The sequence below is a fragment of the Nonomuraea diastatica genome (genome assembly GCF_004349015.1).
GTDB classification, from domain to species: domain Bacteria; phylum Actinomycetota; class Actinomycetes; order Streptosporangiales; family Streptosporangiaceae; genus Nonomuraea; species Nonomuraea diastatica.
The window spans coordinates 1-9,872 of record NZ_SMKP01000279.1 but is presented as its reverse complement, the minus strand read 5'-3'; the positions used below and the strand labels follow the sequence as shown (position 1 = coordinate 9,872).

Here is a 9,872-nt window from a genome sequence, read left to right as displayed (position 1 = left end):
AGCGGTCGTGGTCGCGCCCGCGGCGACCACGCCACCAGTCAGCGCCGTGCTGACGGCGAGGCCTGCGATAACACTTTTGAGCTTGGGCATTGCGTTTTCCCCCTAAAGGATCGATTGCCCCGTTCTCTGCGCTCCCGGATAACCAGCAGACACCAGAATGCCGGGAAGCAGCACGGATTCCCCGCTAACGGCTCATCCGTATCCTGCATCTATCCGGCACAATGTCCAACTAACTGGAATTAGCAAGCCTTTCCCGACCACAGGCATCCTCATGGCCATTACGCCATGCGTCATGAATTTCCGCTCTTGACCAACCATCTACAAGAACGGCAGCGAGGGCCCAGCGGCGGATGCCGGCAGAGCCCTCACCAGTAATTTCCGCGGAGAAGCGACGAAACGGAGCTCGGGACCGGCCCGTGCGAGAAATGCACAGAGCCGGTCCCGAGAGCAGAGATTTCACCCGGCCAATTCCCGCTCCCCGCGAGCGGCGACCGCATGTGAAAGACGACTGCTCATTTCTGCGCCGTCCGGCGGGGTCACCTTACTCTTCAGGAGCAGGAGCAGGAGTGGCGGTGACGGTGATCGTCGGAGTCGGAGTCGGACGCGGGAACCTGTTGATGTTGCGGTTCCTGTTGTGGACCTTCACCCTCACATGCGTCCTGTGGTTGTGGTGACGGCGCCATCCGCAGCGCCACCAGCCATGGCAGCCACCCGCGACCACGGATGTGCCGGTGTTGACCTGGGTGGCGGCACCAGCGGCGGACGAGGTCGTCGCCGCACCAACGGCGACCGCACCGCCAGTCAGGGCCGTGCTGATGGCGAGGCCTGCGATAGCACTCTTGAGCTTGGGCATTGCGTTTTCCCCCTAAAGGATCGATTGCCCCGTTCTCGCGTTTCCCGATAAACAGAAAACAGTCTTGGACGGCTGCTGAAGAGTCATCCACGGAATGTCATTTCCGCCACGAAGGGAGACAAACAGCTATCGCCCCATTTTGCTAGGCATTAACAATGTTATTGCTTCTATTAAACATTTATCCAATGAAATGCTATGAATTATCCGGTTTGTCCGATTCGCTAATTGATCACTGAGGCTTTTCCAACCTGGCGGTGCAGGTCATCAGAGGGCGCAGCCTGACGTGGCTTTGAAGACGATGCGTCGACACGCTGGCCCTCGTGATCATTGCCCCGGCTGGCTCTGCTGTCCGGTGACCATGTCCGAATGTCGCCGGTGCCCTTGCGGGGAGGATGCCTACGCTGCCCGGCATGAGCTCTGAACGGAACCGCGAGCTGGTACAGGGGGCATGGCGATCATTCTCGACTCGGAACAAGGACTTGATCGCGAGCTTCTTCGCCCAGGACGCGGAATGGCTGGCCCCGTCCGGGAACGCGACCGCCGTAGCGCTCGGCGCGACGCACCACATGGTGGGCAGGGAGGCCATTGTTCACTTCCTCACTGTTGACTTCCCGCGCATGTTCGTCGCCGATGTGGCGGTGGATTTCCGCGGGTTCTACGCCGACGGCGATGTTGTCGTGGTGGAGGAAACCATGCAGGCCACGCTGGCAGGCGGCAACATCTACGGCAACGACTACTGCTTCATCTTCGAACTGCGGGACGGGCTGATCTATCGGGTGCGCGAGTACATGGACACCGCCAAGGGGCATCGCATGGTGTTCGGGGACGCGGGAGGCGACAGAACCGACGACCAGTGAGCCCTTTCATCTTGAGTAACGGCCCTCTTCGACGAGTTGCAGGACGACGATGGCCTGTACGATCGCGGTCGCACTGAACGGCGTCCGGATCGTGCCGCCCGCTCCCTGGTAGCCCTTATCCGCAAAGGTCGTCACGCCAGCGCTGGTCAGGGCGTCGATCAGACCGACCGTCCCGGGCCGCGGTCATAGCGTGGGCGCCACCGGGCAGCGCGGGCGAGCTTCACACCAGCCGACCCACGGAATCGGCCAGGACGTGGACGTTCATTCCGTGGTCCCGGTGTTTGCCGCTGTAGTACGGCCGCTCATCGGCGACACGGTCGATTGGGGATCAGCGTGCCGTCGAGGATGGCGTAGGCCAGTCGAGAGGCACGGGCGACGGCGGCATGCACGTCCTCGGCCAAAGCGGCCACCAGGTCGACGGTCTCGCGGACGTAGCGCCAGGCCGTGGTGGTGCCGATAGCGAAGCCGGCGGCCAGCCGCGCGTAGGTGTCTTGCCGGGAGCCTGCTCTCATCCACCACCGCCTTCGGCGCACCTGCCGCGACCGGAGCGATCAGGATCCCCGCGCGGACCGCCAGATCGAGGCAGATCTCCATGCCGAGGCGGCCTCCGCGTCGAGGCGGCTGCTAGGTCGAGGCATCCATCCTACGTCGGGACGCATCCCGGCCTCAGGGCGAATCCCCGGCGTCGAAGCAGACTCCTGCACCCAGGTGCATCCCTGCGTCGAAGCATCGAAACGGAGAACCGGATGCCGGTCTCGAGGCGAAATTCCGGCCTCCGAACAGGCTTCCGCGCCCAGGCGGGCTCGTGGGCCTGGGCGGCGCTACGCGGACTTGCGGGTCTTGCGCTTGGAAGCGGCCTTGTCCTCGTCCTTCGCCTTGCCGCCCGCCCTCTTCTGCTTGGCAGGTTCGCCTTCCCGTTCCTTCTTGGCCGCCTCGACGCTCGCCCTCAGCGCGGCCATGAGGTCCACCGCGGGTCCGGCTTCTTCCTCCTCGCGAGCGGCGACGACCTCCTTGCCCGCCACCTTCGCCTCGATGACCTGCTGCAGGGCCTCGCGGTACGTGTCGTGGTATTCGCTCGGGTCGAAGTCGGACTCCATGGTGGTGATCAGCGACTCGGCCATCTTGAGTTCCTGCGCGCGTACCTCGATGTCTTCTTCCAGGAAGGGGAAGTCGGGTGTGCGGATCTCGTCGGGCCAGAGCATCGTCTCCAGCACGAAGATGCCGTCCCTGACCCTCAGCGTGGCCAGCGACTCCCGCTGGCGCAGGGCCACTTTGACCACCGCCACCTGGCCAGAGCTCTCCAGGGCGTTGCGCAGCAGCACGTACGGCTTCGCCCCCTGCGCGTCGGGCTCCAGATAGTACGACTTGGCGAAGTAGATGGGGTCGATCTGGTCCGCGGGGGCGAACTGGAGCACGTCGATCCGGCGTGAGCTGCTGAGCGGCAGGTCCTCGAAGTCCTCGTCGGTCAGCACGACCACCTCGCCGGAGGCCAGCTCATACCCTTTGGCGATGTCGGAGTAGGGAACTTCTTCGCCGTCGACCGTGCACACGCGCTTGTACCGGATCCGCCCGCCGTCCTCGCGATGCACCTGGTGGAACGTCACGTCCTTCTGCTCGGTCGCCGAGTAGAGCTTGACCGGGATGGTGACCAGCCCAAAGGAGATCGCACCTTTCCAGATGCTGCGCATACGCAACTCCTCAGCACTCAACGGCCCACCGATGGGCACATACCCGTCATGGGGCAACCAATGCCATACCCGGTCGAACCAATGCTGGCCGTACCCGGTGAACTCCCCTTCGATCGCGACATGTACGGGCTTGAGGTCAAGTGGGATGGCATACGGGCTCTCGTCCACATCGAGGACGGCGTACGGGTGACGGGGCGGCATGGGGTCGAGTACACGCGGCGGTATCCGGAAATTTCGGGCTTCGGGGTCAAGAACGCGATCATCGACGGCGAGGTCGTGGCGCTGGATCCGACGGGCAGGCCCAGCTTCGTCCGGCTGCAGCACCGGATGCACCTGACCGATCCCGAACCGGCCATGCTGAAACGGTATCCCGTCACGTACATGCCGTTCGACCTGCTCTATCTCGACGGCATGCCCCTCTTCGACCTGCCCTACAGCGACCGCAGGGCGCTCCTCGACGAGCTGGACGTCGGCGCGCCCCCGTACTTCCCGGGCGACTCCGACCTGCTGTCGGCCACGTACGAGCAGGGTCTGGAGGGCGTGGTCGCCAAACGGCTGGACGCGCCCTACCGGCCGGGCACGCGCTCGCCGTGGTGGGTCAAGGTGAAGAACCTGAGCACCAGGGAGGTCGTGATCGGCGGCTGGAAGCCGGGCAAGGGCCGCCGGTCCGGCGGGATCGGGTCGCTGGTCATGGGGGTGTTCACCGGCGCCGGCCTGACGTACGTGGGGCACGTCGGCACGGGGTTCACGGACGCCGTACTGGACGATCTCCAGGAGACGCTGCGTCCGCTGGAGGTCGCGCGCAGCCCGTTCTGCAACGCGGTTCCGTGGCGGAACCGGTGGGTTAGGCCTGATCTCGTCGGGGAGGTGGCTTACACGATGTGGACCGACGAGCAGCGGCTGCGGCACCCCGTGTGGCGCGGCCTGCGCCCCGACAAGTTCCCCTCGGAGGTGACGCCATGAAGGTGCCGGTCAAGGTCGACGGGCGCGAGCTGGCGCTGAGCAACCTGGACAAGGTGCTCTATCCCGACTACGGCTTCACCAAGGCCGAGATCATCGACTACTACAGCCGCATCGCCCCTGTCCTGCTGCCGCATCTCGCGGGCAGGCCCCTGACCGTCAAGCGGTTCCCGAACGGCGTCACCGGCCAGTCCTTCTTCGAGAAGAACGCCCCGGACCACACCCCTGACTGGGTCAGGCGGGTCAACCTGCCCGCGCCCGGCAGCACCAAGAACCGCGAGAGCATCGACTTCGCCGTCGTCGAGGACCTGCCCACGCTCGTCTACTACGCCAACCTGGCCGCGCTCGAACTGCACGTGCCCCAGTGGCGCGTCGACGACGACGGCGAGGCGCTGCCGCCCGACACGCTCGTGTTCGACCTCGACCCCGGCCCGCCCGCCACGATCGTCGAGTGCTGCAGGGTGGCGCTCATGCTCCGCGAGGTGCTCAAGAGCGAAGGGCTCGTCGCGGTGCCGAAGACCAGCGGCAACAAGGGCATGCAGCTGTACGCCGACTGGGACTGCCGCGAGGAGCCCTCCGCCTTCGCCAAACGGCTGGCACAGCTCCTGGAGAAGGAGCACCCCAAGGAGGTCGTCAGCGTGATGGCGAAGAAGGCCAGGCCGGGCAAGGTGTTCATCGACTGGAGCCAGAACAACCCGGCCAAGACGACCGTGGCGCCCTACTCGCTGCGGGCCAGGGAGCAGCCGACGGTCTCGACACCCCTGTCGTGGAAGGAGGTCGAGGACAGCGAGCGTCCCGAGGAACTGGTGTTCACGGCGCCGGACGTACTCGCCAGAGTGGAGAAACGCGGCGACCTTTTCAGCCGGGCGTAGTCTGGACGCGTCCACACCAAGAGGGGGACCGACATGTCAGAAATGGACATACGCGGGGACGCGAGCACCTACGAAGAGGAAGAGGAGCGTTTCTCGATCGAGACGCCCGAGGCCGACGCGGCCGAGCAGGAACGTGAGATCCGCCCCGTCGGCAGGCTGCGCAGCGAGCTGCCGCTCGACGTCGATCCCGCCGACGCGGCCGACCAGGACCGCGTGGTGGAACTCGACGATGACGACTATCGCTGAGCCGGCTCCACGGCGATGACCTGTGCGACGACGGCTCGTCGATGACCAATTGTCACTGAGGGCTCGTTGACGCGCCCGTAGGATGTCCGCACAGCCCCGCTGAGAGACCTATGGAGACCCGCGTGACCGCAACCCCGGACGCGAAGCCCCGGGGCACCCGGCTGCCCCGACTCGCCCGCCGCCGGCAGCTGCTGAGCGCCGCGCAGGAAGTGTTCGTCGAGAACGGCTACCACGCGGCCGCCATGGACGAGATCGCCGACCGGGCAGGCGTCAGCAAGCCGGTGCTCTACCAGCACTTCCCCGGCAAGCTCGAGCTCTATCTGGCGCTGCTCGACCTCCACGTCGACGACATGGTCAACCGCTGCCGCGAGGCGCTGGCCTCCACCCAGGAGAACAAACTGCGCGTGCAGGCCACGTTCAGCGCGTTCTTCGACTTCGTCTCCACACAGGGCGAGGCGTTCCGCCTGGTCTTCGAGTCCGATCTGCGCAACGTCGCGCCGGTGCGGCAGCGGGTGGAGCGGTCGCTGCGCGAGTGCGCCGAGATGGTCAGCGCGGTCATCCAGGAGGACACCGGGTGCACCAGCGACGAGGCGCACCTGCTCGGTGTCGGCCTGGTCGGCATGGCGGAGGTGAGCGCCCGCTACTGGGTCACCACGCACGGCTCGATCCCGAAGGACGCGGCCGAGCAGCTCATGGCCCGGCTCGCCTGGCGCGGCATCAGCGGTTTTCCGCGTACGGCATAACCCGTTCGCTGGGCGCGATCATCTGCGGTTTTCGCCGGAACGAACGGCCACCATGGGGTGTGAGCCAGCCCCGTCGACTAGGGAGCCAGGATGGAAATCAAGATCGGCGTGCGTTCCGTGCACCGCGAGCTCGTTGTCGAGACCGACCTCACCGCAGAGCAGGTGGAGGAGGAGATCAGAAACGCGCTGTCGGTCGATCGTGGCGTGTTCGCCCTGACCGACGTCAAGGGCAGGCGCATCATCGTGCCGACCGCCTCACTCGGGTTCATCGAGATCGGTGAGGACGAGTCGCGGCCGGTCGGGTTCGGCGGCACGCTCTAGAGACTGGCGAGCGGGGTGCGGCGCACGCGCCGTGCCCCGCCTTTCCTCACAGGCGTGCACCGGCTCCGCCATGCCCTCGGGGCCCGCCCCGGTTTCTTCCTGGCCCGGCTCTCGGCTCAGCCCTGCGCGGGCGGCCGGCCGATCAGGCAACCCCGGGGCCTGCGCGGCCGGGGCACGGCATCTCGCCTGGGCTCCGTGGCCGGGCAGGCCGCGCTCTGTCTCCGCAGCACCGCCCGCGGTGTCCAGCGGGCCGGCTCACATCTCGTCAAGATACTGCCGTAGCGGCGCGAGGCCCTCATGTCTGGCACGGTACAACCGTTGTGTGCCCGCGCGCCGCCCGATGCCGACAACGCGCCTGCCTCAGATGCCCATGGCCGCCATACGCTTGTTGTGCGCCTCGGTCAACTTCGCAAAAAGTCGGGATATGTCCGTGTGCCCCTCGCCGGCCGACTCCATCAGCAGCAGCGCCAGCTCCGGTCTGGCCGAGGCCACCTGCTGACCCTGGCTCAGCGCCTCGCCGACGAGCCGTCGCGCCCACAACGCCAGCCGCCCGCTCGCCACCGGGTCGGCCCGGATGCCCGCTCGCACCCCTTCGACCGCGAACTTCGACCGGCCCTCGTCCACCAGCACCTCGTCGACCAGCTTCGCGATCGACGGGTCGAGGTGCCTGGCCGCCTCCCGGTAGAAGTCGAGCGCGATGCCGTCTCCCACGTACGTCTTGACCAGCGCCTGCAGCCAGTCGGCCGGCCTGGTCTGCGCGTGCCAGGCGTCCAGCGCCGCGACGAACGGCGTCATCGCCTCGGCGGGATCGGCGCCCAGTTCGGCCAGCCGGTCGCGCAGCAGGCGGAAGTGGGCGAATTCGGTGACGGCGAGCTCGCTGAGCGCCGCCCGGTCGGCGAGAGAGGGCGCCAGAGACGCGGCGTCCTCGGTCATCCGCGCGTGGGCGCTCAACTCCGCGTAGGCCAGCACACCGAGCAGGTCGACGACTCCAGGAGACTCCTTCATGCAAGGCAGCGTACTTGGGGGAATCTTCGGGAACATACGCAAGCTCGGTCAGCGTTGTGCTATCGAGTACACTGCTCTGTGAAAGTGCGACCGCACTGTGTAAATTCGGGGGGTTTCCCCCGATTGACCCCCGTTCCCCGGGTGCGCGGTCGCTGATGACGCGAGAGGGCTGGCTCTACCGCGCGGACCCACGACACGGGGGCTGTTTTCCGCCCGTCGGTCCCGGCAGGCCCGCCTTCATTTGAGACTGAGGCAGGCCACGCTGACGACTTTCCGAGACCTCGGAGTCATACCAGAGATCGCCGATGCCCTCGAGACCGAGGGCATCGTCGCACCGTTTCCCATCCAGGAAATGGCACTCCCGCTCGCGCTGAGCGGCCAGGACCTCATCGGTCAGGCACGCACAGGCACGGGAAAGACCTACGCGTTCGGCATCGCCATGCTCCAAGGCATCGGCAAGCCGCGCAAAAACCGCAAGAAGCCACGCGGGCTGGTCGTCGTACCGACCCGCGAGCTGGCCGTCCAGGTCAGCGAAGACCTCGTCACCGCCGCGGGCAAGCTCGGCTCCCGGGTTCTGACCGTTTACGGCGGGCGAGCGTACGAGCCGCAGATCGAGGCGCTCAAGGCCGGGGTCGACGTCATCGTCGGCACCCCCGGCCGCCTGCTCGACCTGGTCAAGCAGAAGCACCTCGACCTGAGCCAGGTCACCACCCTCGTGCTCGACGAGGCCGACCGGATGCTCGACCTCGGCTTCCTGCCCGACATCGAACGGATCTTCAAGCTGATCCCGGCGCAGCGGCAGACGATGTTGTTCTCGGCCACCATGCCGGGCGAGATCGTCGCGCTGTCGCGCAAATACCTCAACCGCCCGACACACGTACGCGCCGAGTTCGAGACCGGTGAGGGCGAGACCACGCCACTGACCCGCCAGCTCGTATGGCGCGTCCACCGCATGGACAAGATCGAGATCCTCGGCCGGCTGCTGCAGGCGGAGGGCCGCGGGCTCACCATGGTCTTCTGCGAGACCAAGCGGGCCTGCGACATGGTCGCCGAGCAGCTCGACACCCGTGGCTTCGCGGTCGCGGCCGTGCACGGCGACCTCGGTCAGGGCCAGCGCGAGCAGGCGCTGCGCGCGTTCCGCAACGGCAAGATCGACGTGCTGGTGGCCACCGACGTGGCCGCCCGCGGCATCGACATCGACGACGTCACCCACGTGGTCAACTACGACTGCCCCACCGACGACAAGACCTACGTGCACCGCATCGGCCGCACCGGCCGGGCCGGGCGCACGGGCATCTCGGTCACGTTCGTGGAGTGGGAGGAGCTGACCCGCTGGAAGATGATCAACCAGATGCTCGGGCTCGACTTCGCCGAGCCCGAGGAGACCTACTCCACCTCGCCGCACGTCTACACCGAGCTCAACATCCCCGAGGGCACCAAGGGCGTCCTCCCGCACGCGAGCCGCTCGCGTGCGGGGCTGTCCGCGGAGCGCATCGAGGACCTCGGTGAGACCGGCAGGATCCGCGGGCGCGGCGGCCGCCGCCGCGACGAGCGCGACGAGCGCGAGGAGCGCCCCGCCCGCACGCCGCGCCAGCGCCGCCGCACCCGCGGCGGCAGAGAGCTGGCGGAGAACGCAGCCGCCGAGACGCCGGAGGTCGAGCCCGTGAAGACCAAGACGGAGGAGACTCCCGCCATCTTCTCGCCGGACGAGATCCAGGCTGCCGAGCCGAAGCGGGGCCGCACCCGCAGAGGGGCGGCGTCCACGGCGATCGAGCAGGCGCTGGCCGAGGCGCCGGAGGCGCCGGCGAAGCCCACCCGCTCGCGCCGGTCCGCCAAGCCCGAGGCCGACGCAGGGCCCGACACCGGGCCCGACACCGGGCCCGACACCGGGCCCGACACCGGCTCGAAGCGCGGCGCCGTCGCCGAGCCCGCACCGGTCGCTCCCGCGGCCGACCCAGCGGCAGCGCCTATCTCCGGGCCCACGTCCGGGCCCACATCCGGGCCTGCGCCGGTGACGCCGGCCGCAGCCGAGCCCGAGCCGAGCTTCCTGTCGACGCCGCTGCCACCGGCGCGCACGGAGCCCGACCGCATCATCCCGCCGAGCCCGTTCTCGGTGATCTTCCAGTCACCCGATCTGGCCACGGACGACGACGACATCGCCCCGTCCGCGGCGACCGAGCGCAAGCAGCAGCGGCGCCAGTCGCGTGGCGGCAACGGTGGCGGCAACCGCCGCCGCGCCGGCTGAGGAGACAGCGACAGAGGCGCGCACCCCGAGCGGGTGCGCGCCTTTCATATGCCGGAGCGACGGCCGTAAGGGCTCCTCACGG

Annotated in this window: 9 protein-coding genes and 1 pseudogene; 7 read left to right on the top strand and 3 right to left on the bottom strand. The window is 67.6% G+C overall.

Translation table 11 applies throughout. The annotated features are described in order from the left end of the window. Positions 1–1,263: 1,263 nt before the first annotated feature. Positions 1,264–1,710 carry a nuclear transport factor 2 family protein gene (locus E1294_RS48995; protein WP_132519241.1) on the top strand — a complete coding sequence of 149 codons (447 nt, stop codon included), beginning with the start codon at positions 1,264–1,266 and terminating at the stop codon, positions 1,708–1,710. 75 nt (positions 1,711–1,785) lie between these two features. Here E1294_RS48995 and E1294_RS48990 read toward each other — a convergent pair. Next, positions 1,786–2,249: pseudogene (locus E1294_RS48990) on the bottom strand (transposase family protein); the annotation flags it as partial. A gap of 282 nt (positions 2,250–2,531) precedes the next feature. Further along, a complete protein-coding gene (gene ku / locus E1294_RS48985; protein ID WP_132519238.1) occupies positions 2,532–3,398 on the bottom strand; it encodes a non-homologous end joining protein Ku in 867 nt (288 codons plus the stop codon). A 120-nt stretch (positions 3,399–3,518) separates the two neighbouring features. Here ku and ligD (E1294_RS48980) point away from each other — a divergent pair, with 120 nt between their 5' ends. The 5 genes from ligD (E1294_RS48980) to E1294_RS48960 all read left to right on the top strand — a co-directional run bounded on the left by ligD (E1294_RS48980) (position 3,519) and on the right by E1294_RS48960 (position 6,540). Beyond that, positions 3,519–4,361 (top strand): non-homologous end-joining DNA ligase, encoded by an 843-nt coding sequence (gene ligD / locus E1294_RS48980; RefSeq protein ID WP_246083829.1) that lies wholly within the window; start codon positions 3,519–3,521, stop codon positions 4,359–4,361. Beyond that, entirely contained in the window at positions 4,358–5,230 is an 873-nt protein-coding gene (ligD, locus tag E1294_RS48975) for a non-homologous end-joining DNA ligase (RefSeq protein WP_132519232.1), read from the top strand. The genes ligD (E1294_RS48980) and ligD (E1294_RS48975) overlap by 4 nt, the downstream gene beginning before the upstream one ends. A 33-nt stretch (positions 5,231–5,263) precedes the next feature. Then, positions 5,264–5,476 carry a hypothetical protein gene (locus tag E1294_RS48970; RefSeq protein WP_246083828.1) on the top strand — a complete coding sequence of 71 codons (213 nt, stop codon included), beginning with the start codon at positions 5,264–5,266 and terminating at the stop codon, positions 5,474–5,476. 122 nt (positions 5,477–5,598) lie between these two features. Further along, on the top strand, positions 5,599–6,219 hold the full coding sequence (locus tag E1294_RS48965; RefSeq protein ID WP_165959625.1) for a TetR/AcrR family transcriptional regulator: 621 nt from the start codon (positions 5,599–5,601) through the stop codon (positions 6,217–6,219). Positions 6,220–6,309: 90 nt separating this feature from the next. Then, the gene (locus E1294_RS48960; protein WP_132519229.1) at positions 6,310–6,540 is read left to right on the top strand and encodes a DUF3107 domain-containing protein; all 231 of its coding nucleotides are present in this window, start codon (positions 6,310–6,312) and stop codon (positions 6,538–6,540) included. Positions 6,541–6,900: 360 nt separating this feature from the next. Here E1294_RS48960 and E1294_RS48950 read toward each other — a convergent pair whose 3' ends face one another. Continuing rightward, positions 6,901–7,545 (bottom strand): ferritin-like fold-containing protein, encoded by a 645-nt coding sequence (locus E1294_RS48950; RefSeq protein ID WP_132519226.1) that lies wholly within the window; start codon positions 7,543–7,545, stop codon positions 6,901–6,903. A 352-nt stretch (positions 7,546–7,897) separates the two neighbouring features. Between E1294_RS48950 and E1294_RS48945 the strand changes: the two genes are divergently transcribed. Next, a complete protein-coding gene (locus tag E1294_RS48945) occupies positions 7,898–9,790 on the top strand; it encodes a DEAD/DEAH box helicase (protein ID WP_132519223.1) in 1,893 nt (630 codons plus the stop codon). Positions 9,791–9,872 lie beyond the last annotated feature (82 nt).

Excerpts from the sequence above, each read along its gene's own strand:
- ligD (WP_132519232.1), top strand. The coding sequence starts at position 4,358 with ATGAAGGTGCCGGTCAAGGTCGACGGGCGCGAGCTGGCGCTGAGCAAC.
- E1294_RS48950 (WP_132519226.1), bottom strand. The coding sequence starts at position 7,545 with ATGAAGGAGTCTCCTGGAGTCGTCGACCTGCTCGGTGTGCTGGCCTAC.
- E1294_RS48945 (WP_132519223.1), top strand. The coding sequence starts at position 7,898 with ATGGCACTCCCGCTCGCGCTGAGCGGCCAGGACCTCATCGGTCAGGCA.
- ligD (WP_246083829.1), top strand. The coding sequence starts at position 3,519 with ATGTACGGGCTTGAGGTCAAGTGGGATGGCATACGGGCTCTCGTCCAC.
- E1294_RS48995 (WP_132519241.1), top strand. The coding sequence starts at position 1,264 with ATGAGCTCTGAACGGAACCGCGAGCTGGTACAGGGGGCATGGCGATCA.
- ku (WP_132519238.1), bottom strand. The coding sequence starts at position 3,398 with ATGCGCAGCATCTGGAAAGGTGCGATCTCCTTTGGGCTGGTCACCATC.
- E1294_RS48970 (WP_246083828.1), top strand. The coding sequence starts at position 5,264 with ATGTCAGAAATGGACATACGCGGGGACGCGAGCACCTACGAAGAGGAA.
- E1294_RS48960 (WP_132519229.1), top strand. The coding sequence starts at position 6,310 with ATGGAAATCAAGATCGGCGTGCGTTCCGTGCACCGCGAGCTCGTTGTC.